Annotated in this window: 20 protein-coding genes and 1 tRNA gene; 8 read left to right on the top strand and 13 right to left on the bottom strand. The window is 39.0% G+C overall.

Annotation, left to right across the window (positions count from 1 at the left end):
- Positions 1 to 10: 10 nt before the first annotated feature.
- Genes DW182_RS02050 through DW182_RS02020 form a run of 7 tightly spaced genes read right to left on the bottom strand, consistent with a single transcriptional unit; the run spans position 11 to position 9831 of the window.
- Positions 11 to 2197: a DUF4434 domain-containing protein gene (locus DW182_RS02050; RefSeq protein ID WP_118294472.1), complete on the bottom strand. Its 2187-nt coding sequence runs from the start codon at positions 2195 to 2197 to the stop codon at positions 11 to 13.
- Complete coding sequence (locus DW182_RS02045; RefSeq protein ID WP_118294471.1) at positions 2194 to 3600, bottom strand: sialate O-acetylesterase; 1407 nt, start codon at positions 3598 to 3600, stop codon at positions 2194 to 2196. The genes DW182_RS02050 and DW182_RS02045 overlap by 4 nt, the downstream gene beginning before the upstream one ends.
- Before the next feature lie 8 nt (positions 3601 to 3608).
- Positions 3609 to 4673, bottom strand: a complete 1065-nt coding sequence (locus tag DW182_RS02040) for a DUF4434 domain-containing protein (protein ID WP_022393794.1) — start codon at positions 4671 to 4673, stop codon at positions 3609 to 3611.
- A 13-nt stretch (positions 4674 to 4686) separates the two neighbouring features.
- Positions 4687 to 5862, bottom strand: a complete 1176-nt coding sequence (locus DW182_RS02035; protein WP_118294470.1) for an AGE family epimerase/isomerase — start codon at positions 5860 to 5862, stop codon at positions 4687 to 4689.
- A gap of 37 nt (positions 5863 to 5899) precedes the next feature.
- Entirely contained in the window at positions 5900 to 7303 is a 1404-nt protein-coding gene (locus DW182_RS02030) for a sugar porter family MFS transporter (protein WP_118294469.1), read from the bottom strand.
- Between the two features lie 7 nt (positions 7304 to 7310).
- Positions 7311 to 8735: a calcineurin-like phosphoesterase family protein gene (locus tag DW182_RS02025; RefSeq protein ID WP_118294468.1), complete on the bottom strand. Its 1425-nt coding sequence runs from the start codon at positions 8733 to 8735 to the stop codon at positions 7311 to 7313.
- Between the two features lies 1 nt (position 8736).
- A complete protein-coding gene (locus DW182_RS02020; protein ID WP_118294467.1) occupies positions 8737 to 9831 on the bottom strand; it encodes a DUF4434 domain-containing protein in 1095 nt (364 codons plus the stop codon).
- 379 nt (positions 9832 to 10210) lie between these two features.
- Here DW182_RS02020 and DW182_RS02015 point away from each other — a divergent pair, with 379 nt between their 5' ends.
- Complete coding sequence (locus DW182_RS02015; protein WP_118294540.1) at positions 10211 to 11422, top strand: ROK family transcriptional regulator; 1212 nt, start codon at positions 10211 to 10213, stop codon at positions 11420 to 11422.
- Here DW182_RS02015 and DW182_RS02010 read toward each other — a convergent pair.
- The 5 genes from DW182_RS02010 to DW182_RS01990 form a co-directional block, all read right to left on the bottom strand.
- Positions 11419 to 11877, bottom strand: a complete 459-nt coding sequence (locus DW182_RS02010) for a WbuC family cupin fold metalloprotein (protein WP_222706573.1) — start codon at positions 11875 to 11877, stop codon at positions 11419 to 11421. The two genes, DW182_RS02015 and DW182_RS02010, sit on opposite strands and share 4 nt — an antisense overlap.
- Before the next feature lie 2 nt (positions 11878 to 11879).
- Positions 11880 to 12227: a UpxY family transcription antiterminator gene (locus DW182_RS02005; RefSeq protein ID WP_118294466.1), complete on the bottom strand. Its 348-nt coding sequence runs from the start codon at positions 12225 to 12227 to the stop codon at positions 11880 to 11882.
- On the bottom strand, positions 12203 to 13318 hold the full coding sequence (locus DW182_RS02000; RefSeq protein ID WP_118294465.1) for a GNVR domain-containing protein: 1116 nt from the start codon (positions 13316 to 13318) through the stop codon (positions 12203 to 12205). The genes DW182_RS02005 and DW182_RS02000 overlap by 25 nt, the downstream gene beginning before the upstream one ends.
- A gap of 6 nt (positions 13319 to 13324) precedes the next feature.
- Complete coding sequence (locus tag DW182_RS01995) at positions 13325 to 15787, bottom strand: SLBB domain-containing protein (RefSeq protein ID WP_118294464.1); 2463 nt, start codon at positions 15785 to 15787, stop codon at positions 13325 to 13327.
- A 133-nt stretch (positions 15788 to 15920) separates the two neighbouring features.
- A complete protein-coding gene (locus DW182_RS01990; protein ID WP_118294463.1) occupies positions 15921 to 17597 on the bottom strand; it encodes a polysaccharide biosynthesis protein in 1677 nt (558 codons plus the stop codon).
- Between the two features lie 200 nt (positions 17598 to 17797).
- Here DW182_RS01990 and DW182_RS01985 point away from each other — a divergent pair.
- From DW182_RS01985 to DW182_RS01975, 3 genes are all read left to right on the top strand, one after another.
- Positions 17798 to 17870, top strand: a tRNA-Thr gene (locus DW182_RS01985).
- A 184-nt stretch (positions 17871 to 18054) separates the two neighbouring features.
- Positions 18055 to 19245: a phage integrase SAM-like domain-containing protein gene (locus DW182_RS01980; protein ID WP_118294462.1), complete on the top strand. Its 1191-nt coding sequence runs from the start codon at positions 18055 to 18057 to the stop codon at positions 19243 to 19245.
- A 330-nt stretch (positions 19246 to 19575) separates the two neighbouring features.
- Positions 19576 to 20022, top strand: a complete 447-nt coding sequence (locus tag DW182_RS01975) for a DUF5053 domain-containing protein (RefSeq protein ID WP_118294461.1) — start codon at positions 19576 to 19578, stop codon at positions 20020 to 20022.
- Between the two features lie 282 nt (positions 20023 to 20304).
- Here DW182_RS01975 and DW182_RS01970 read toward each other — a convergent pair whose 3' ends face one another.
- A complete protein-coding gene (locus tag DW182_RS01970; protein WP_118294460.1) occupies positions 20305 to 20469 on the bottom strand; it encodes an HNH endonuclease in 165 nt (54 codons plus the stop codon).
- Positions 20470 to 20547: 78 nt separating this feature from the next.
- Here DW182_RS01970 and mltG point away from each other — a divergent pair, with 78 nt between their 5' ends.
- The 4 genes from mltG (at position 20548) to DW182_RS01950 (ending at position 25192) form a co-directional block, all read left to right on the top strand.
- On the top strand, positions 20548 to 21585 hold the full coding sequence (gene mltG / locus DW182_RS01965; protein WP_118294459.1) for an endolytic transglycosylase MltG: 1038 nt from the start codon (positions 20548 to 20550) through the stop codon (positions 21583 to 21585).
- 98 nt (positions 21586 to 21683) lie between these two features.
- Positions 21684 to 23276: a thiamine pyrophosphate-dependent enzyme gene (locus tag DW182_RS01960; RefSeq protein WP_118294458.1), complete on the top strand. Its 1593-nt coding sequence runs from the start codon at positions 21684 to 21686 to the stop codon at positions 23274 to 23276.
- A 4-nt stretch (positions 23277 to 23280) separates the two neighbouring features.
- Complete coding sequence (locus DW182_RS01955; RefSeq protein ID WP_007663722.1) at positions 23281 to 23862, top strand: indolepyruvate oxidoreductase subunit beta; 582 nt, start codon at positions 23281 to 23283, stop codon at positions 23860 to 23862.
- Positions 23863 to 23884: 22 nt separating this feature from the next.
- Positions 23885 to 25192, top strand: a complete 1308-nt coding sequence (locus tag DW182_RS01950; RefSeq protein ID WP_118294457.1) for a phenylacetate--CoA ligase — start codon at positions 23885 to 23887, stop codon at positions 25190 to 25192.
- Positions 25193 to 25540: the final 348 nt, after the last annotated feature.

Raw genomic sequence — 25540 nt, 5'->3', positions numbered from 1 at the left:
AAACTATATTTTACTTTGCAACTTTCAGCTTAGCTGATTCTTTATCCATAGCATTATAGGTAGATATCTCATATACATTATCTTCATTACCTTCCTTATCAATGAAGGAAGTCAGGAAGTCATTTCCATGTATCTGAAGTTTCTTTAAGAGCGTGCCATTCTTGTAAATATTGAAACCGGCAACCGACTCCAGACTACCCGGAATCCACTTAATTTCTATGCCATTAGCTACCTTTACCATACTGGCACTTATAACTTCCTGCGGAGTAGCTATTTGAGGAAGTTTACCTTCTTTACAGTATTGCAGGTAGGCTTGATGATAGCCCTTATTCACTACAAACGGACTATTATAATGACTATAAGCAAAACAGATAAGATTACTTACATAACCATTAACTATATCCAGCTGCTTCTTTATCCTTGTCAGAGGAGCACTCACCCAGAATTGTTGATCGAACGTTTCAACATTTCCCCAGAATTTCAATCCCGGTTTAGTATTGACAGCTTGTTTCAATTTAGAGAACCAGTCCGATAAATTATCTAAATTCAATCCACCGGCACCAACACAGTCTTGCGGAGCAAAAATATCTCCAAATCGGAAGTGAGTTTGTGCAAAAACATTCTCCCACATTTTTCCATATTCTTCTGCATTTCCACCTACTTTATGATTCATAAATGGAGAAAGCATGAACGGCATTCCTGGAGTGAGCTTTGAAAGATGATCCAAATTTGTATTTAAGGCTCTCGCCAGAATAGCCTGCCGTTCAGCTGTCATACAGTTCAGATTGTCAACTTCCCAAACCCAATACCATCCGTACATTGCATTCGGATATTTTTCCTTGTACAAGGCAACCAGTTCATCTGCCACTTTATTGCCGATTTCCATTTGGCCAACCAACCAATCTGCATCATAATCTACTTTCCACCATCTATCGTTAAAATTCAGTCCAATAAAGATTTTTATTCCATTCTTCTGAGCACTGCGCAAACACTTTTCAAGTGTCTTGTTCTGCTGTTTTTTCTTTGTCAGCGAAGAGGGATAGTTAGTAGTTGTTCTTCCTTTCTCATCTGTCAGAAGTGCAGGTGCATAAATCAGATACTTCATACCTGCCTCTTTAAACATTTCCATTTCCCGATCCCAACGTGCATCATCCCAATTAGCAACTAAATATTCTTGTATAAAAGAACCACTGAAACGAGGGACATTGGTTCCTTGATTTTTCTGTTCGAACATGTAATGGAAATATGTACCTTTCAGGTCAATAATATATGAATCAAAGCTGGCCTCATCTTCATGCAGATTAATGATACGGGCACCTCGGCTCAGAACTTCATTATAAGCAGACGGATAGCCTGTTTTACGTCCATAAGCTAATGCTATATTACCGTTCCAGTCAACCATATAGTCATTGTTATGATCATGCCCGACAAATACTCCTATTACATCTTTTTTCTCTATAAAAGAGGACAATAAGCCTGAATTTATGTTGGACGCACAAACACCTTCCTGCTTCTCACCGAATTCACGACAAGCCCATCTGGCCGTTTCATGTTCGGGTAGAGGAATATGGAAAAACGCCATCGATGGCAATCTGTGTTTATTACGTACTGTAAACTGATCACTTGCCTTACGATACCAATCTATCTGATCATGCTTAATCCAGTCATAATATCCGAAAGAACGATCTTGGGTAAGATTATGCGAATCGAACAAATACAAAACCCATTTTTCAGAATTTCCATCAGATGAAAGGATAGGAAGTACACAATTACCGGAACCGGACAATTTTCCATTTTCGGCATCATAAGTCAGGTTATAGGGTACCGTACGCAAAAATTCAAGAATCTGGGCATTATTCATATCTGTTTCTTCATCATGATTCCCGAACGTAACAGCAAATGGCATTTTTTCTTCCTCGAACAAGCCAGCCAATCTTTTCCAACCACGAAGAGCATTCCAGGAAACCACTATATCACCTGTCAGGATCACAAGATCAGGACGTTCTGAGCGAATAATTTCACGCATCAAGTTATAAGTACTGTCATTCTTTTGTTTATAAGAATCGCTTTCCACCCAGTGCAGATCAGTGAACTGCACAATCTTGAACTTTCCATCACGAAACTTCAAATCAGAAGTCTGGGCTAAACAGGAAAGACACAATAGTGAACTAAATAGGATCAATAAATATTTTTTCATTTCTTTCTATCTGTTCTAAATGGCGCCAAAGGCAACCCGTTACTATCAAATAAATTGGGAACCGCATCATTGGTAAAACAATAGCGTACTGCAACCGGAGTTTTTACTTTTACGGAAGAAACGCTAATCTCACCATTCTTCATTAGTTTGGCATCTGCCGGATATACATTTCCTGCCTGGTCCACTATCTCAAAGTTTTGGATGGTCTTGTCATTACACGTTAATTTAATAGCAGTAGTAGCCACCATAACTTTGCGTCCTTCTATACGGATAGACTTTAACATTGGAGAACAAGGCTCCACTTCTTCCCTATGGTAAGTTTTCTTCAATGCCATATTGGCCAAACGGACACCTACCTGTTTTTTCAGACCCGGATGGATATCAGAGATATCATTCACCAGATCGCTGATTACGACCATTCCGGTGTTATGTAATGTTGCAGCAACATCTGCCTGCTGTTCCCGTAAATAAGCAGCATTTCTGTCTGCATATCCATTCCATGGAGCAATCTGCACAAAATAAAAGGGCAAAAAACGGTGAAATTCATTTCTCCAACCTCTTATCATTCCATCAAACAGAGGACCATAGTCAGCAGCCCGTTCATTATTAGCTTCTCCCTGGTACCAGATGACGCCTGCAATAGTATAATTCTTGATAGGATGAATCATTGCATTGTAAATGGATGAGTTGGCAGTAGGAGACCAACCTGCTACTTGTTGTTTTTGTGATAACTCAAACAACTCCTTTTCATGGCTGAAAGTAAATTCATCGATCCAAGGTTCTACTGCTGTTCCTCCCCAATAAGATCCAATCAGTCCGACTGGCACATTCAGTGCTTCATTCAAATGTTGACCAAAGAAGAAGGCCACAGCGCTGAAATCTTTGTAAGTTTCCGGAGAACAAATTTCCCATTGTCCCTGAATACGTTCTACCGGATACTTAGACGTTGCTTTAGATATCTTGAAAAAACGAACTTGCTTATTTTCCAAAGCTTTTGTGATATCCCCGGCATCACGAACCGGATAGCTCATAATATATTCCATATTGGACTGGCCGGAACACAACCATGTTTCACCCATCAGGATATCTTTTATTTCTCTCTCCAGTTTGTTCTCCCAACCGTAAAAACGAATACTATGAGGTCCTGCAGCTTCCGGAGTACGTATATAAGCTTCCCAAGCGCAATGCATATCCGACTTTACATGTACCGTATCTGTGGGAGCCCAACTGCATACAATCTTCAGGTCCCATACACTGGGACACCATCCCCAAAGCTTCACTTCAGAATTCCGTTGCATCACCGCATGATCACTAATGATAGATGGAAGAGCAAATTCCGGGTTCTGTGCTGAGATATTGGCAAATACCAGTATAAATGTTATTATAGTAACTAATCGTTTCATAGTAGTTATTATTTAAAGTTCTGCTTTCTATACCAATCCATGTACTGATTGTATAGTCTGACTGACTCATCACGTAGTCCGGCATGAGCCAGCGAACCGGGTTTATTCATTATACCAAGATATTGATATACCAGAATCTTATCTACAAATGGAGATATAGCCTCCATCTGATGAATAATTCTCTTATCAAAATCAGCCGAGATTAAACTACCATGAGTAGTCTGTTCAAAGTAGAAAAGCTCCATGTCGGCCCATATTCTTGAACGACCGGCTTTTTGATGCGCTTTAGCTAAATTTTCAAAAGCACGAGCTGATTGACTAAATGTAGTGACACCCACTCCCACGCCATCTTGATAAGCTACGATCTCTACATTGAGTTGCTCTAATTGTTTAATGAATGTGTCATCACACTTTTCGGCCTTAATATTATAAGGCGCAATGATATTTACACAATTCGCATTCAGAGACTTGGCTATCTGCGCACATTCATTCACATATGGAATTACATACTCACCAAAATAAGGATCCAACCATGATTCATTGGGGAAATACCAACCATAGAAACTTTTATGATGTCCATATCTTGCATAAATTTCTTCCATGCATTTGGCTCTCTTCCTGCCCAACTCTTTGTCGGTCATCATCTTTACAGCATCCAGATCCAATGCCCAATAGTCATTGCTTACAAAGAACTTAACACCAAACTCATCTGCTGCCGAAAGCACTGTTTCTATGGGATCTTCACATCCCATTTTAAACTTAGGAGCCAAGTCCGTATCATAAAATGCAAAACCATGAGAAGCTACATTCATCATGACTAAGTATTCCATGCCTGTTTCACGGATTTCACGTATCTTTTCCCGCCACTGGGTTGCAGTAAAGTTTCTCAAATCTTTATCCCAATACACACCTTCTTTTCCGCCTGGGTGTTGGAATTCAAACCAGGAACCGGATATCGGCTTGATATTTGGATTTTGAATGGCTTCCTGTAGAACCTTTGCTTGCGAGACTCCCGGTAAAATGATACCAGCAGCCCCCAAGCCTAAAGTAGTTAGAAAATTTCGTCGATTCATAGTATTAGATTTTTCATTCTGATTTTATAATTTCTTCCAGAACTGTCCAGCATTGATACAGTCCCCTGGGCACATGGAAACATCCTTTCCATTTCCCGCCTTTTAATGGTAGCAGCACTTCTCCTCTCCTATTCAGATAGCCGTACCATTCAGCATATTCCGGATCTTTAAAATGATTCCAGGTATAATCATGCACTTTCTCGAACCATTCCAAACATTTCTTATCGCCTGTAAGCTGATAAGCTTTCAATAAAGAAATCAATGTTTCAATATGTACCCACCAAAGTTTTTGGTCCCATTCCAATTGTTGAGGAGGATATCCTTTACGGTCCATAAAGTAATATATACCACCGAACTCTTTATCCCAGCCATACTCCAACATTGTCAAGGTAACATTCTTAGCTTTTTCTATCAGTTCAGGACGATGCAGACGTTTTCCAAGATCCATAATAAACCACATAGCTTCAATATCATGTCCCGGAGTCACCTGGCGTCCCTCAAAAGAATCAGAAAGCTCACCGTTAATCTGTACATTTTCAATGATGATACCTCCCAGTTCTGGACGATAGAAAACCTCCATAACTTCACGGATGCATACCTCCATGGTTTTCTCTAAATAATCAGCATCAAGTAAATGTTCGATTTCCAAAGCCAGATTACATAGAATCATCGGGAGAGCGAAGTTTTTCAAATCTCGCGTACCGGGATGCAGTTTATTCCACTTACCCTTCGGATTATCCACTTTAGACAGGATGATCTCAAAAGTCTTCTTAGCAATATCAGCATATTCCTGATTTCCGGTAGCAAGACTGAGTTGTCCGAAAGCCATGGTTGCAAAAGTGTATGAGAAAATGTTATAAGGATCCACCAGCGGGCGTCCCGTACGGTCAAGAGAGAAATACCAATTGTAATTTCCATCGTGGCCGTACTTTTTCAAGAACTCCCCGCCTTGAATGGCACAATCCAACCATTCCTGACGTTTCTCTACCTTATTGTAGAGCATTGAAAACAACCATACCTCACGGCCTTGCAACCAAACAAACTTATCTGTATCGAAAACATTACCTTGACGGTCCAGGCAAGTGAAGTACCCGCCGAACTCGTGATCCTGAGAATGTTCTAGCCAGAAAGGAAGAACATTATCCATCAGTTCGTCCTTATAAAGAGCAGCTAATTTTTTAAAATCCATAATTCTCTATATTATATATGTATATTAAGGTCGATTTCTATTTGGAACTGGTCCAGTAACGCTCAATCTCTTCCAGCGACTTGCCGGTAGTCTCAGGAACGAGTTTCCAAACAATAAGCATATAAGGAACGCACATGACGGCAAATAAAAAGAATGTTCCGGCGGGGGTAAGATTCTGGAGCATCCAGGGGGTTAATTGGCCGATAAGATACGTTCCGATCCATAAAGAAAATCCTGCGATAGACATAGCTAATCCGCGAACTTTGGTAGGATACATTTCAGAAAGAAGGACAAATACCACTGCACATATGGAGACAGCACAGCAAAATACATAAGACAAAAAGAATATAAGCAGGAATATGCTTGAAATACCTAAGGATTCACCAAACAAGAAATAGAATCCTATTAGTAACAAAGTAACGACCATACCCGAAACTCCATAATAAACTAACTTTTTACGGCCGACTTTATCAATAATGACTAATGCCAGAACCGTAGTTAAAGTATTAACCAATCCTACCAAAACCTGATAGAAAAGAGAATCACCACCTGACAAACCTGCATTCTCGAAGATAGAAGGGCCGTAATACAAAACAGCATTTACTCCCATAAACTGGCCTAATATAGCAATACAAACACCAATGATGACAGCTTTCAGAATTCCTGGTTGCAACAATAAAGACCATTCAGATTTTAATTCGGAAGATAAAACCGATTTCGTTTCATTCACCTGAAATGCTACATCTTTAGCAGAAACATAAATTCTCTTCAAAATATTTGTAGCCTTGGCATCCTGTCCTTTCAAAATCAACCAGCGGGGACTTTCCGGTATAAAGAAAATGATGATAAAGAACAGTATAGCTGGAAGAGTCTCCATTCCTAACATTCCTCTCCACACCTCAGTTACAAAAATTAAATCAAACCAGCCAGTTCCCGGATTAGTACAACTTTCAGCATAAGCCAGTAGTTGGTAATTCACTAAATATGCACCTAAAAAACCAACAGTCACGGCCAATTGATATAAAGAAACCAATCGTCCTCTGTACTGGGCAACAGAAAGCTCTGAAATATAAAGTGGAGATATTATAGAAACAACACCAATACCAATGCCACCAATTATACGGTAAACAACCAACTGGTTAAAATCAGCACATAAAGCGCATCCAATGGCTGATGTAGAAAATAAAACCGCTGAGATAACCATAGTCAGTTTACGACCGAATTTATCACTCAGGACTCCGGCAAAAAGTACTCCGACTATGGAGCCTATCAATGCACATCCTACATACCATCCCTGCTGTAAGGCATCAAGTTTAAACAACTCTGTCACCTGAGCAATAGTTCCGGAAATGACAGCTGTATCATATCCAAAGAGGAAACCACCTAAGGCAGCAACAATCGACAGGAAAACAAGGTACCCTATATTAATTGTAGATTTCATAGAATTGTTATTTAATATTTTGCTTATATATATGTCCGAAACGATCCGTTACTACTATCTCGATAACTGCATTCTTATTATGAGGAGTCGCTTTAAATAAATGCTCTGTTTTTATAGGCATAATCCAATCATATTCTACCCGTTCTTTATCCGAACAGATAATCTTTGCTTCAGGATCATACCCTTCGAAACGTTGCATCTCACCCATGCACTTGCCATTCTCATACCACTCAACTTTCCACAACTCATCCCAATTCCAAACATTGGCAATAATATCCTGGGGGTATTCTTCTGAAGAACCGACCGGATACCCTCTGAATTGGTGATCAATAGGAAATCCCGCACTCTTATAGCCCCAAGTAACCTTATTACCATTTACTTCATAAATTCCGTAACCGCTGGGGGTACCATCTGTACAGATATCGGCTTTCCAGAAAGTACCGCAAACAGCCGCTGTATTATGTTCCATGAGTTTATCATTAAACACAACGTTCCAATTGTAATGGGAGTGTCCGGAGAATATGTGCGCATCATATCCGGCTAAAAGATTATATAAGCTGGAGGCATTGCTGGTTTCATCAGGAAGTAATGCATTAAACTGTAGCTCTTTTGTAGAGCTGCTTGGAATATGCATTGTAACAAAAACCAGATGGTCTTTCGGTACGAAAGATAAATCCTTCTCTATCCATTGCAGCGTTCGCTCATCAATATAACCTATATAGCGATAATGACGATTAATATAGAAGCAGTTATTCAATACAATATAATGTGCCTTACCTCGATTGAAAGAGTAATAGATCGGTCCGAAATATTCTTCAAAAGTCTTGTAAGAATGTTCATAAGAGCGTACTCCATATTCCATATCATGATTGCCTACAGCACGATAGAAAGGAAGTTCCAGGAGATTAGAAGCTTGGATATAAGAAGGAAATATAGCCGGTGCATTACCCACAATATCACCACAATCCAAAACAAAAATATCGCTGTTTCGCCGTTCACCTACAAATTGACGAACATCTTTCAAATATTTCATATACCCCTCAATGTCACTAGTTTTGGCAGCTTGTACATCAGACTGTACCAGACAGATATGTTTATCGTCATTCCTAGGATTCTTAATCAAGGTAAAATCATAGTTTTCCACTTCACTGTCTATTCTTTTGTAATAGTGAGGAAGACTCGCTTCTCTTTGAGGTAGATATCCGGCCGGAGTCGTCACATAAACAAAACGTGCATCCCGATGATATGGTAAACTATACATTCCTTTCGTGTCTGTCAACACACAGTCGAAACCATTCGTCACCACAACATTGGATATTCCTTTACCTTGGCACATAACCTTTCCCTTAATGCCAGAAGCAGATTGAGCCATGGCACTCATATTCAGGATACAGATGCAACAAACAAATAGATATTTCAATAAACGTTTCATATTATTTGATATTAAAGTATTCCTTATACCTATCATATAAATGTCCAGCTTGTAAATAAGCAGACTGAGGACTCATGAAATGTGAGAACTCAAACGTAATGGCTTTATCATAGCCGGCTCTCTTTGCAGCTTCTAATTTCATTCTAAGCTTATCAAACTTGATCGGCAAGAAATTTATAGGCATATCACGATCGAACGTCTCCGCATTTGTCCAGCATTTCATTCCATATTTATCTGCCAGCTTTTTATTTACTGTAAAGAAAGCATCTAATTCATCATAATCAATGTGCCCATCTTGAAAAGCACATGCATCAACCACTTCATGGATTCCATCAAATATTTCATTCCATTCTCTTTCGTGTTCCTGAACTGAAACAGCATCTTCCTTAGTTAACTTATCAGTCCCCATCACAGCCTTCTTTCCATCAATCCAAGGAGAAATAAAAGTAGGTAAACCACCAGACACATCCTTACATTGTTTTCCCATTGCACGAAAAGCATCAATAGCCCCTTTGGTTTTACGACTGATCTCGCCACTTATATACCAGCCACCAAAACTCTTATATTTTTCACCATATTGCTTCCAGACTTCATCGATCACATACTTGTTATCTTCAATCTCCCATGACAAATCACCCGTATCCCAGTATTTTCCGGAATCATACAGACCCAAATAAAACTTCATCTGATATTTCTCCGCTAAGCGAAGGTACATGTCTACTAAATCAACAGAGGGCATATAACATCCTCTACCCAATAAATATTTAGAAGGATAGGTGACAAACTTACGATAGCCGGAACGGATCATGATAACAGTATCAATTCCTATATTTCTCATGTGCTGGAAATCTTGATTCCATTCTTTTTCGCCCCAATTTTGATGAGGAATATCATGTGATATTTCATCCAAAAAAGTCCCGGTAATCTTTAAACCATTCTCTTTAGGAATAATAAGCTGATCAACATCGCTTTTCTGTATTGAAGCAAATGAAGTGCTCTCCATTGCTTCAGTGGCCAGCAGTCCAGGAGCTACCCAAGCGGAAGCTCCTGTTAAGGCGACTTTCTTTAAAAATTCTCTGCGGTTACTTGTTTTCATAGTATTCCTTTCTGTATATTATATATGTTAACCTATTGAATCCTGTGTTTAAGCTTTATTATTATAAAACGTTTCTTCTTTATAATACGATGCAAATATAGATATATTTATTAAATAAACAATAGATAATAAATTATTTTATTATTAAAATCTCATTTTCATTAGTATTTAATTAAATAAGGCCTTATTTTTAACTCTTAATAAAGAAAAAAGAGAAATGAATACGAACTAAATATAAAAAATGAGGTGGAATAAAGCTTAATATACTAAGCATGAATTGAATCATAAAAGAACAAATGCTTTCTTTTCCATTATAAAAGATTGAGGTTAATAAAAATATTAATTATCTTTGTGGTAAATAATGAAATTAACAAGATATATGTATCAGCAGTTTTTAAAAGAAATAGAAATAGGGTCTAAGAATGCCCTTATTAAAAAAAGGATTATTACCTATTATATATATAATGGTAGTTCGACAATTCCTGATCTTTCAAAAGAACTAGATTTAAGTGTTCCTACAGTTACTAAGCTAATTGGAGAAATGTATGACGAAGGATACATAAACGATTATGGCAAACTGGAAACAAGCGGAGGAAGACATCCTAATTTATATGGACTAAACCCCAAATCAGGCTATTTCATAGGAGTAGACATAAAGAAATTCTCTATCAATATCGGATTAATAAATTTCAAAGGCGATATGGTAGAACTTAAAATGGATATACCTTATAATTTTGAAAACTCCTTAGAGGGAATGAACGAACTTTGCAATCTGATTCTCAATTTCATAAAAAAACTCCCGATAGATACGGAAAAGATATTGAATATTAATGTAAACGTATCGGGAAGAGTAAATCCCGAATCAGGATATAGCTTCAGCCAATTTAATTTTGAAGAACGTCCCCTCGCAGATGTATTAAGTGAAAGACTCGGTTATCCTGTAACGATTGATAATGATACACGAGCCATGACATACGGAGAATATATGCAAGGATGTGTAAAAGGAGAGAAAGATATTATTTTTGTTAATATCAGCTGGGGATTAGGAATCGGAATCATTATAGACGGAAAAATTTATAAAGGAAAGTCAGGATTTTCCGGAGAGTTTGGACATGTGAATACATTTGACAATGAGATTATTTGCCATTGTGGCAAAAAAGGTTGTTTGGAAACAGAAGCTTCCGGATCTGCATTACATCGTACTCTGCTGGAACGGATACTAAAAGGAGAAAATTCTATTTTATCCAACCGGGTAAATATGGAAACTCCAATAACACTGGATGAAATTATAGCTGCGGTGAATAAAGAAGACCTCTTATGTATTGAAATTGTAGAAGAGATAGGGCAAAAATTAGGTAAACAAATAGCAGGACTTATAAATATCTTCAATCCCGAATTAGTAATAATCGGAGGAACATTATCTCTGACTGAAGATTACATTACCCAACCCATCAGAACAGCAGTACGAAAGTATTCTCTAAACCTCGTCAATAAAGACTCAGTCATTACAGCCTCTAAGTTAAAAGACAAGGCGGGTATTGTTGGGGCATGCATGTTGGCACGAAGTCGAATGTTTGAAGGTACAAACTAGACCTCCAACATTCGTTTCATAAATATAGCCGCGCCTTCCACATCGGAAGGTGCAGGTGCCCATGGCGCAACATCTTCTGGTGGAAGTGGCTTATAAGGGCCACTTTTTATTTCAAAGATAACAGTACCAGACTCTAAAACTACAATACTATGCCAGGTACCGGAAGGAATTTCCACTCCATACATTCCAGCTGATGGATTCAGATTAACTTTTTCCGTCACATTGCCCATATCATCATAGAAAAACGCTATCAGACTTCCGCGCAGAACAATATAAGTTTCTTCCTTATCTACATGACGGTGAGGAGGGAGATAAGTTCCCGGCTCCATGGCATTAAGAAGACGGTGAATAGGTGCATCTAAAGACTCATGAAAATTATAATTCATTCGTAAACGAGAATTCTCCTGAGCATCATGAGTTACCCCGTCCAATAATTCTTCTGAAATCAGCTTCATCATTACTTCAACAATTGAGCAAACTTACTTAAAAGGTTTGCTTTATTTGATACAATAGAAAGTTCTTTGCCATCAGTATCCACTAAAAAAGCGGCTTTCTGAGATGCTACAACAGGAGCTATATCCTTCAAATCTCCTTCTACAAAAACACAACCTGAGAAAAAAGGAACTACAAATTCCTTCATTTTCCCATTCCAGTTAATATATATTGTTTGCATAGGACAATAAGTCTTAAACCCTGCAACAGTTAAAAGCTGCATCAATTTACGCTCCAATCTTGGGGCTGTATACAAGATATACCAGCAACGCGCATTTTCATCCATCATCATATTGTTGTTTGCTTTTTCCATCCTTTTAATAAATCCTTCACAAATAAGATCCAACCTACACTGCCTACTCCTGCTAAGAACACAAAGCCTATGAGAATCATCATTTTATTGGGTTTAGCCGGCCGTAAAGGCACCGTTGCCGGCTGTACAACTGTATATACCGGAGTAATTTCTTGCACCTTAGCCTTAGCCATCTGTAATTGTTGAGCAACCTGAGTATATATATTATATGCCAAATTCATTTCATTCTGCAAACGCTCCTGCTCAGCACGAAAACTTAATAGAATTATATTCTGATTGGCATCAACAAAAGATGCATACTTTGATTGTGCAGACGTATAATTATCTTTAGCCTCTTTATATAGTTTCTCGGTAAAAGCCAAATCATGACGTGCCTTATTGGTTCGATAATCTGTAATATAGTTCTGCAGACAACGCATTACCGTATCTGTCAATGAAGCTGAAATCAAAGGGTCTTGCATGGTAACCGACAAAGTCGTAACACCCGTTTTCTTTTCCACAGATACTGCAATACGTCCGCTTAACGCACCTGCAATTGCAGCTTCTCCCCTAGTCAGTCTGAAAGGATCGGTTTTAGCTGTTTCGCCTCTTTCCTCTTCTTTATCTTTAAATAAGGACACCACCCAACCTAATGCTCTAAAAGGGGCCGAAGTAATAGCTCCCCACCAAGGTCCACGCTGATGCTTTTCCAAGTAGGCATAAAGCGTCGTATCAATCTTGCCTTCCTGATCCTTCACCTTTACATCAAAAAGTTCAATCAGAAAGGGGGTGGAATTTACAATATCAGGATAAAGTTCCGGTGAAAGAGCATCTTCACCACTAGAAGCCCCCAAATTGATACCTGCCATAGCTGCCAATGCTCCCATACTGCTTCCACCGGATTTACCACCTGTTTCCGGTGCCAGTGTCACACTTGTAGAGTATTCTTTCGGAATACTGAATGCCACAATCAGCCCCACCAGCACAGCACACCCACATGCTTTAAAAACCAATTTTCTACTTGCCCACACCTTTCCAGCAAGCTCAATCAAATCTATTTCCTGTTCTTCCGGCTGTATTTTGGGGGCATTCAGTTTATTTTCTTCGCTCATAGCTTATTACTTAAAGAGGTTAACCATAGTTGCAATCATAGCAGCGATAGAAGCTGTCGTGCTACCCATACCCAAAATTTCAGCAGCACTCATCCGCTTCCTCTCTTCCCTACTGGGAACAATAATCTCACACCCCGGTTCTATAGCCTTCTTATCGCGAGACTTCAGACGAGATACTGTACCATTCATATATACAACATAGGCCTTTTTCTTCTTAGCCAGATTACCATAACCACCTGCCTGGTTGATGTAATAACGCAAATTCTCACCACGCTTATATAATATAGTATTGGGATACATAACTGCCCCACTTATTTTTACCGTATTAATATATTCAGGAATAAACAGAACATCTCCCTCACGCAAAACCAAATCAAAATCACTACCGGGATTAGATATAGCTTTTTCTAAATCGATACCAACAGTATAAGTATCCGAAATATTCAATTTTTCAACAGAAATAGAGTCCTTTCCTTCTCCCATTTGAGCCATCTTAACAGCGTCAGCCTGACGACGCCGTTCTTCTTCCGTCATTTTACGAATTAGGCGTGCTCCTTTTACATAAGCATCAGGAGTTATTCCACCCGCTTTTGAAACCAAGTCAGATAAACGTTCATTCTTTTTCACCAAGGCATAATTACCGCCAAAAAGCACTTCACCAGCAACAACTACATTCTGTTGCTTACGATATGCAGGGCTTTTACGGACATATACTTCATCAAAGGGTTCCAAATAGAAATTATCTTCCCCACCTACAACTAAACCATCTTTAACATCAAATGAATAGGTTTTTCCCAAAACACTACTAAAAGAAGTGCTCTTAGGATCTTTAATACGGCGAGTAACATCCACCTTTATCGTTGCAGCAGCTTCCAATAAACCACCAGCCTGAATCAATAAATCTTCTATAGTCATCTTATTCGAGAAAAGAAATGTACCCGGATTTGCAACTTCACCATGAATAGATATAGTTTCTTCTTCTTTCAAATCATGAATACTTGGCACATATAGAACATCATTTTTCTGCAAAGGAATATCTGCTGCTGTTCCTTTTAGTAAACCACTTAAATCAATTGCAATTACTTCATGAGACAAATCTTCATTCTCACGATCCAAAAGCACACGATTCAAAAAAGCATCGCCTCTTAAACCTTCAGCCTTCTTTATCAACTGTTTTACAGTATTTACAGTTCCGTTCAATTCATACAAACCAGAACGATAAACAGCCCCACGAATCTCCACACGATTTTCAAAACGATTCAGAACCGCATCTATAGAAATAGAATCCCCATCGTCCAATCGAAAAACAGAATAGTCCATCTCATCTACATTATAGACCTGATGTTCCCGACCACTTTTACGAATAATACGTACCGCTTTCTTGTAAGCATCTCCGGTAAAGCCACCGGCATAACTCAAAATAGTAGCCACTGTTTCAGTCGGCTTCATTTCATAAAACATCGGACGTTTTACCTTACCTGCTATCTTTACCAGAGATTCATAAGGATTAACAATAATCACATCTCCTTCCTGAAGACGAATATCGTCCTTCATCTTACCTTTCATAAGGTAATCATAAACATCCAGATCAGCAATAGTTTTACCATTTCGTACCACCTTAATGCCACGAAGACTACCAATATTATTGATACCACCGGCACGATATAAAGCATGGAAAACAGAAGAGAAAGAAGATAGCGTATAAGTGCCCGGAACGGCAACTTCACCCATTATATTAATCTGGATAGTCCGGATATCTCCCAAAGTCAATTTTATTTGGGAAGTAGGTTCATTCCCTGATATTCCTGAATATATTTTTGAGAATTCACGTTGTAAATATTCATTAGCACCTTTCACTGTCATTCCACTTAACTGAACAGGCCCCAAACCACTCACCTGAATAGTACCTTCAGGTGAAATGCTTTGGCGAATCGTATTCTCTGAAGCCCCCCAAACATCAATAATGACCTCATCACCGGGTCCTAAACGATAGTCTATCGGAGTAGCTAGATTTATGCTCGGTTCAAACGTTAAATTTCGATTCGTAAATACATCATGACCAAATATCTGAGAAGTTTTGTCTACAGGAGAATTACCATCCATCCTCGTATCTAAAGTTCTATCAGAGATTCCCGCTTCCAAATAATCGGTAGTTCTCCTCAACTCTCCCTTATCATCATCAGCCGGTCTTCTCTTATCATCGGCTAAAGCGCGTTGACGAGTTTGAGAATGTATTTCATTGGATTTATTACTTACACCGTCATCTTCTGAAATTTTCTGTTGTATCCTGCTGACTTGCTCTTTGGTCACTCCTCTACGCAACAAATCAGTAGTTATCTGCTTCTGGCTTCTTCCACTTTTATGTGCTTCCTTTACGTACTGAATAACCTGATCATCCGACATCTGCTGTGCCATAGCCACCCCAGAAAGGATAAAAATTAAAAAGAATAGTGTTATTAATCTGCGCATAAATATTTGATTAATCTTTAGAATTTCTATAATTAATATAATCGGGCACAAAGGTAGCATATTATTTCATAACGCTCATTTATTTTACATCTAAATTTTGGAAAAAGAAATTAAAACGGTTACTATCAATGGTTCAGGCATCTACCGAATGTTCAACAATACATGAAATTATTTTTTTCATTTCGTTAATTATTGTCAGTGGTTCATATGATTCACATTTTTCAACTAAAGAATTAATCTGTTTACATGCCATATCAGCCCCTACAATATCCTCCTTACTCTTTCTCACTCTTTCATAACATGTAGCTTCGGTTTCGCATGCCGATTCTTTTTCAAATACATATATTCCTCCATTCTCTCCGAGATTTCCAACCTCCAATATCAGCATGCAAGCTTCCGACAAAGTCATCAGGCTACGGGGAGCCTCCGGATATACATCTGCAAAACGAACAATACATAATTTAGCAGGAAGTTTCTTCCTCCTGATTCTTTGTGAAAGTCCTTGCATATAAATTTCAGCTAAACGTTTGCTATATCCCATTACATGTACCGGAGATAGAGCATAATCCGTAGAAATTAACATACATTTATATGCTTTGTATTTAACCGATAAATCCGCTATATTCTTAGTTCCCAAAACATTAACCTGCAGCGCCTCGGTAACATAATCTTCTAGCATAGAAATATTTTTATAAGCAGCAGTATGGAATACTAACTGTGGCATATACTGTTTGAATATAGCTTCCATCCGACTATAATTCGCTACATCTGCCACCAGCACCTTCACTTCAAGATTTTTCCAGTGATCTGATAATTCTAATTGAACATCATATAAAGGAGATTCAGCCTGATCAACCAATATCAACTGGTAGGGATTCAATGCTGCTAACTGGCGAATTATCTCACGTCCTACTGCACCGGCAGCCCCTGTCACCAATATCCGATGTCCTTCAATATAGGCAGCGATCTTGCGAATATCAGCCTGAATAGGTTCACGACGAAGCCAGTCCTCTATCTGAATATCTTTTATAACCCCATCATTCAGGCAATTACTCAAAGGCGGCACTGTCATTACATGAATATTTTGAGCCAACATTCGCTCCATTACACCGGATGATTCTAAATCCGCCAGCTTATCCGGTGTCACAACAACCGTTTGCACATTCTTTCTTTTCAAATGCTCAAACAATCTATTATCATTGGCATAAACCCTGCATCCCATCGTATGCTTACCTATCATCCAAGGTTCATCTGAAATAAAACCGCATATACGATAATGATTGTTTCTACTTACCCGCATAGATTTAGCTATATTAACTCCCGTTCCACGAAAACCGTAAATAAATACATTCACGCAGTGCCGATCATCGAAAGACAAAGCCTCATGCAGCATTTTAACCAAAATGCGCAGACATACCATAAAAGTAAAATTGAGAATATATGCTATAAAGACAACCCCATTCGGTAATGTTTCTCCAAATTCAAAAGCCGACCAACAAAAATTACCAATACCTAATAAGCCATAGCTTATTGTAAGAGATATAAACACCCTATAAATATCCACAAACGAGGAAAAACGAATAACTCCAACATAGGTATGGAAAACAGAAAAAAAACACAGATTACAAAAGAGGGAAAATAGAATCATCCATATATATAATGATACCTTATATATTATGGAAGAAATTCCCAATTGAAGTATGCATGCTAAAAGCATAGAAATCACAACCAAACAGGTATCAACAGCCAGAATCGTCCATTTAGATGCAATATGGGATGAAAGATTTCTATAATATATTTTTAGGTTCATAATTATTGTCAGATCTTAAGTTGGTATACGTTTCTGCAAAGATGGATTTTTTATATTGATAAAACAATTTTTTTAAAAGGAAAATGGCAGAACAACCCCCGAAAGCAACTTCAGGAAAAATTTTCTCAAAAAAATCTTCTTTTCATTTCATAGTTTCGAAGAAAGCTGTAAATTTGCACCCCGTAAAACAAAAAGCCGTTGCCGCTATAGCTCAGTTGGTAGAGCAACGCATTCGTAACGCGTAGGTCGCCAGTTCAAGTCTGGCTAGCGGCTCTCAGAAGACTGATATTTAACTTACTGAATATCAGTCTTTTTTCTTCTCTTCAAATAGTCTCATGCTATTAAAAAAAAACGACACTGTTTTCACCCATGAAGCAAAAAGGGTGTCCTAAAAGGGTGTCGCAAAACTTAATAGTTTATCATTAACAGTACTGGCAGCAAAAAAACTGCAAATGGAATGTACCCTATCTTTGTGCGCATTGCAGCAAAGAAAGAAAAGGCGTATATCAAAACAGGTTATGAGATACCCGACCTATGCCAATGGTATGACGGTAAAATCGTAGCTCGTAGCGATACGGTAATGATGAACAAACGCATATTATTTGAACTCAAAAAGTATAATGAACGTATGCGAGAGATAGATAACTACGATGTCTACACAGCAACGCAATTAAAGCAGATACTAACGCAACAAGATAAGATAACGCAGGATGCGACGACATTTACTGCATTTTTCAGAAAACGCATATCAGAGTTTGAAAAAGAAGGTAGAATAAACTATGCTAAGATGCACAAGGAAACATTGCGCATCTTTCTACTTGCAGAGGGTGAAGTTCCCTTCGTTATAATGAATAACATCACGGTAGAACACTTTGACACATATATGAAAAGAAAAGGATATAGCGACGGGAATAGACAGATACGGTTATGCCATATCAAAGCAAGGGTGAACGAAGCAATAAAATACGGTCTTATCAAATGCGAAAAGCACCCATTCGCATACACCAAATTATCCACCAGCGAACCTAAAGATTTAGATGTGAATATCACAGACTTCGGCAAAATAATCAAAGCCGATACAAGCCAAAGCAAACGGCTAACCCTTGCGAAAGATATGTTTTTGCTGTCATTCTATTTGGGAGGGATTAACCTTGCCGACATCGTACAGATAGACTTTAGTCAAAAAGAAATAAACTATATCAGACAGAAAAGCGGTGCACATAAGAGAAAAGACCGTATAACCAGAATAACCATTCAGCCAGAAGCAAGATATATTATAGATAAGTATATAGGGAAAAACGGACGTTTAGATTTAGGCTATAATTATACCTATACAAACATGTGTTGTTATATCAATAGCTGCCTAAAGCTGTTGGCTAAAGAGTTAAATATTAAAAGTAATCTCACATTCTACTCTGCTCGCAAGACATTTGCACAGTTTGCATCTGAAATCGCAATACCCTACCCCATTATAGAGTATTGTCTAGGGCATTCAATTAAGACAAACATAACTATTAACTCTTATGTGAAAGTTAAACAATCGCAAGCAGATGCAGCTATACAACGAGTCATAGAATACACTAAACAGCCGAAAATATTTGAAGACTTTATAAATCTGCGAAATCAAATGCAAATGATGATGATGTAAATTGCATATATAATTAAGGTCTAAAAGAAAAAGTAATCCCCCAAATCTTGCATAATAAGCAAAAGCATATTATATTTATAGTGTCAAACAAGAGTTCTTAATTTTAATGTTTAAATGATGGAAAATGAAGAAAGAGAAGAGTTAGAATAAGGAACTAGAAAATCTCAAACTGTTATTTGAGTTCCATACAGGTTTAAAAGTGATTCAAAACTCTAAAGAGTACGACGAACATGTCAATGAAATACTCGATAGAGTTAATGAAATCAAAAAGAGACTGGAAAAAGAGTAATTAACCGCCCTCCCTACGGGGAGGACTTAAAAAAAAGATATATGATAGATTTTGATGCTTGTTTACCAACTTCGGAAATGAAAGAAGAATTTGAGCGCTTTAAAAAGATGTCGCCAAATGAAAGAAAGCAATTTCAAGAAGAACGCCAGAAGCGAATAGACGGTATGTCTCCAAGCGAACAGGAGAAGTATATCAGCCAAATAAAAAACGGAATAGATAACACTATTACAGAAACAAACAAATGGTGTGACCGCGTTGATGAAATTCTTTTGCGAGAAAGGCTTGGAGAATTGCCGGAAGTTATTTCTTTCAGCTATATTGCAAAAAAGTATTTCGGTAAAAGCCGTAATTGGTTGTATCAGCGAATAAACGGTTATACCGTTAACGGGAAAAAGGCTCGCTTTACTGAGAACGAATTTCAAACGTTTCAAAACGCTTTGAAAGACATTAGCGTAATGATTAACCAAACATCGCTTAAACTCAGTTAAGGACTTTGTTTGACACCGCCCCGTAGTTGAGCCGCTACGGGGTTTTCATTTAAAGAAAAAGCCCCGACCCTTACGAGTCGAGGCACAAACTTATCAAAAATAAGTATTACTTCTACATGCTATATAACAACTAAAACTGGAAAAGGTTGTAGGTAAATCCAATACCCGCATACATTCCACACGGATAGTCCCTAAAATCGGTTCTCTTTCAGTAAGTTAATACTGAATGTTATCTGACACCGCCTTTGTCTTGAACCGTACAAAGGTTTGGGGAATAGTTATCTATTCCCCTTTTTTATTATGTACTGCTTGATGGCATTGCTTACAAAGGCTCATCAGGTTGTCATAATCATAGGCAAGGAATAACCGTTGCTGCGGGTCATCCCTACTCATAAATGAAATGATATGATGAATGTCTTCAGCCGGTACTGTTTTATTTTCTTTCAAGAGAGATGCTTATGCATCTCTTTTTTTATTTCATAGATTCTTCTTACCTTTGCCAGACTAAAATAACTTCAGAAACAGATGAAAAAGAAGACAAAAAAAATTCTCATAGGAGGCTTGGTAATCCTGTTCCTTATGGGCGTAGCTTGTGCCGGAACATTCTATTATTATATATTCTACCCACAATTTCATCCCCAAAAGACTACTTATATTTATATCGACAAAGACGATACAATAGACTCCATATATAATAAAGTAAAAATACAAGGACACCCGAAAAGTTTCACAGGTTTTCTCTGGATGACCCGATGGCGCAATTATGATTCGGCTATCCACACCGGACGATATGCCATTCGCCCGGGAGAAAATGTGTATCATGTCTTCAGTCGTTTATACCGGGGATATCAGGAACCTATCAATCTAACTATTAGCAACGTACGCACTTTAGACAGACTTGCCCGCAGTATTGGCAAGCAGTTAATGATCGATTCTACAGAAATTGCTACTGTAATGAATGACACTATATTCCAGAAGCGGATGGGATATAAAAAAGAAACAATGTCCAGCCTATTCATTCCGGAAACATACCAAGTTTACTGGGATATGAGTGTAGACGAATTTTTCAAGCGTATGCAGAAAGAGCATGAGAAATTCTGGAATCAGCAACGATTGGCTAAAGCTGAATCTATCGGAATGACGCCGGAAGAAGTTTCTACCCTGGCCTCTATTGTTGAAGAGGAAACCAATAACAACGAGGAAAAACCAATGGTTGCCGGACTCTATATTAACCGTTTACACAAAGGTATGCCATTACAGGCAGATCCAACAATAAAGTTTGCCCTCCAAAACTTTGGTTTAAGAAGAATAACCAATGAACATTTGAATGTCAGCTCACCCTACAATACATACTTAAATGCAGGCCTGCCTCCGGGTCCCATACGTATACCTTCACCTATAGGTATCGATGCAGTACTGAACTATGCCAAACACGACTACATTTACATGTGTGCTAAAGAAGATTTCTCAGGTACTCACAATTTTGCTTCCAATTATGCTGATCACATGAAAAATGCCAGAAAATATTGGAATGCTTTAAACGAAAGAAAGATTTTCAAGTAAAATCATGATAAAATAAAAGCAAAAGCCTATATTTGCGAGTGAAAGACGCAAATTATTTCCTTTTTTAATAATCATGACTAACATTAAAATAATCAGATATGAGCAAGCAACTCTTACTTGGCGATGAAGCCATTGCACAAGCTGCATTAGATGCCGGACTCTCAGGTGTTTACGCCTATCCCGGTACTCCTTCCACAGAAATTACAGAATACATTCAAATGGCGCCTATTACGGCTGAACAGAATATCCATAGCCGTTGGGCCTCCAATGAGAAGACAGCCATGGAAGCTGCATTAGGTATGTCATTTGTCGGTAAACGGGCATTAGTCTGCATGAAACATGTAGGTATGAACGTAGCTGCCGACTGTTTTATCAATTCAGCTGTTACAGGTATAAAAGGTGGATTAATTGTAGTAGCTGCGGATGACCCCAGCATGCATTCCTCACAGAATGAACAAGATAGCCGTTTTTATGGTGATTTCTCATTGATACCCATGTACGAACCAAGCAATCAGCAGGAAGCATATGATATGGTTTATAATGGATTCGCATTTTCTGAAAAGATTGGCGAACCGGTATTGATGCGTATGGTCACCCGTCTGGCACACTCCCGTTCCGGTGTAGAACAAAAAACGCAACAGCCCCAAAACCAAATGTCATTCAGTGAAGACCCTCGCCAGTTCATCTTGTTGCCAGGTAACGCCCGCAAGCGCTATAAGTTTTTATTAGAACGTCAAGCCGAATTTATTGAAGCATCTGAGAACTCTTCTTATAATAAGTATACTGATGGTCCTAATAAAAAGTTAGGTATCATAGCATGTGGAATCGGTTACAACTATCTGATGGAAAACTATCCTGATGGTTGCGAATACCCCGTATTGAAAATTGGCCAATACCCATTGCCTAAGAAACAGCTCCTGCAATTGGTAGAGACCTGTGATGAAATTCTGGTATTGGAAGACGGACAACCTTTCGTAGAAAAACAACTTAAAGGCTATCTTGGTATCGGCATAAAAGTAAAAGGACGCTTAGACGGCACATTGTCACAAGACGGTGAATTAAATCCGGATAAGGTGGCACGTGCTGTAGGAAAAGAGAACAAGTCAGAGTTTGGTATTCCTTCGCTCGTAGAAATGCGTCCACCCGCACTATGTGAAGGTTGTGGCCATCGTGATATGTACACTACACTCACCCAGGTTCTGAAAGAAGAATATCCGACACATAAAGTATTCAGCGATATCGGCTGTTATACTTTAGGAGCCAATGCACCATTTAATGCTATCAATTCATGTGTAGATATGGGTGCATCTATTACCATGGCTAAAGGAGCCTCGGATGGCGGACTTCATCCGGCAGTAGCAGTGATTGGCGACTCCACCTTCACACATTCCGGCATGACAGGACTTTTGGATTGCGTCAATGAGAATGCAAATGTTACCATTGTCATTTCAGACAATGAAACGACTGCAATGACAGGCGGCCAGGATTCGGCCGGAACAGGACGTATTGAGGCTATCTGTGCCGGCATTGGCGTAGCCCCCGAACATATCCGTGTAGTAGTTCCCTTGAAAAAGAATTATGAAGAGATGAAGCAGATTATCCGTGAAGAAATCGAATATCACGGTGTATCCGTTATCATTCCACGCAGAGAATGTATTCAAACCTTAGCACGTAAAAAACGAAACAAGTAAAACCATGAAAAAAGATATTATACTTTCCGGCGTAGGCGGACAAGGTATCCTCTCTATCGCCACTGTAATCGGTAAAGCCGCCCTTAAAGACGGACTATATATGAAACAGGCGGAAGTACATGGCATGAGCCAACGTGGCGGCGATGTACAATCCAATTTGCGCATAAGCGATCAGCCTATCGCTTCCGATCTTATTCCTTCCGGTAAATGCGATCTGATTATTTCACTTGAACCGATGGAAGGATTACGTTATCTTCCTTTCTTAAGTCCTGAGGGCTGGCTGGTGACCAACGAAACACCGTTTATTAATATCCCCAACTATCCGGCAGAAGCTGACGTAAGAGCGGAATTAGATAAACTACCTCACAAGATCATTCTTAATGTAGACAAAGTAGCCAAAGAAATAGGTTCCATCCGTGTAGCAAATATTGTTTTACTGGGAGCCACCACTCCATTCCTCGGCATCGATTATGAGAAAATACAGACCAGTATCTGCGAAATCTTCGAACGTAAAGGTGAAGCTATAGTGGAAATGAATCTTAAAGCACTCGCAGCCGGAAAGGAAATTGCTGAGAAATTAATGTAAGATCCCTCAAAAATACACCGCCATGAATAACAAATACTGGGAAGAAGAAATAGAAACCATGAGTCGTGAGAAGTTGCAAGAATTGCAACTTCAACGACTCAAAAAAACGATAAAGATTGCGGCTAACTCACCGTACTATAAAAAAGTATTTCAAGAACATAACATCACAGCTGACGACATCCAAAATCTGGATGATATACGGAAAATACCTTTTACCACGAAATCCGATATGCGTGCCTGCTATCCATTCGGCATGGTATCAGGTAATATGCAAGAAGATGGTGTGCGTATTCATTCATCAAGCGGAACCACCGGTACTCCTACCGTCATCGTCCACTCGCAACACGACTTGGATTCTTGGGCCAATCTGGTAGCACGCTGCTTGTACACTGTAGGTATACGCAAAACAGATGTTTTCCAGAACAGTTCGGGCTATGGCATGTTTACCGGAGGATTAGGCTTCCAATACGGTGCTGAACGCTTGGGCGCGCTGACTGTTCCTGCAGCAGCCGGAAACAGTAAGCGCCAGATCAAGTTTATCACAGATTTCAAGACTACCGCACTCCATGCCATCCCAAGTTATGCCATTCGCCTGGCAGAAGTTATTCAGGAAGAAGGAATCGATCCGACAAGTACCAGTTTAAAAACACTTGTTATCGGAGCAGAACCCCATACAGACGAACAGCGCAAGAAAATCGAACGCATGTTAGGTGTTAAAGCCTATAACAGCTTCGGTATGACAGAAATGAATGGCCCCGGCGTTGCTTTTGAATGTCAGGAACAAAACGGCATGCATTTCTGGGAAGATTGCTACCTTGTCGAAATAATTGATCCTGAAACAGGAGAACCCGTTCCGGATGGAGAAATCGGCGAGTTGGTATTGACCACTCTTGATCGCGAAATGATGCCGCTTATACGTTATCGTACCCGCGACCTTACCCGTATTCTTCCCGGAAAATGTCCTTGCGGCCGTACACACCTCCGCATCGACCGTATCAAGGGACGCAGCGATGATATGTTTATCATTAAGGGAGTAAATATCTTCCCAATGCAAGTTGAAAAAGTATTGGTACAGTTCCCACAATTAGGTAGCAACTATCTTATTACCTTAAAGACCGTAAACAACCAGGACGAAATGATTGTAGAGGTAGAACTCAGCGATCTTTCTACTGATAATTACATTGAACTGGAGAAGGTACGTAAAGATATTACCCGTCAACTGAAAGACGAAATACTTGTTACTCCCAGATTGAAACTCGTGAAGAAAGGTTCATTACCTCAAAGCGAAGGAAAAGCCGTCAGAGTGAAAGATCTGCGGCAAAACCAATAAAAATAGCCTTTTTTCAAAATAATCAGTGGAATACTTGACATCGCCTTTTTGATACAGTATCTTTGTACTATCCATTTATAGATACTATTTCACTGAATTATATTTCGCACCATATAGAAACGGGGAAGCTTTTGCTTCTCCGTTTTTTAGCCCCTCATGCAGCAGGCTCCAAAAGCTTACGCTTATATAACCGTCAGCTTACACTTGCACAACCGTAAGCCCACACTTATACAAGCGTAATGCCACAGTCCGCCATCTCTAACTCCACACTTCGCAGCCTGCAACCTGTGGCATTTGTCCTGTTAAGCTGTAGCATTGGGAGCACTGAGATGTAGCATTTGACTCAAC

Source organism: Bacteroides sp. AM16-24, assembly GCF_003471885.1.
Lineage (GTDB): Bacteria > Bacteroidota > Bacteroidia > Bacteroidales > Bacteroidaceae > Bacteroides.
The sequence above is the reverse complement of the archived record's forward strand: the minus strand, read 5'-3'. Positions and strand labels throughout refer to the sequence as shown.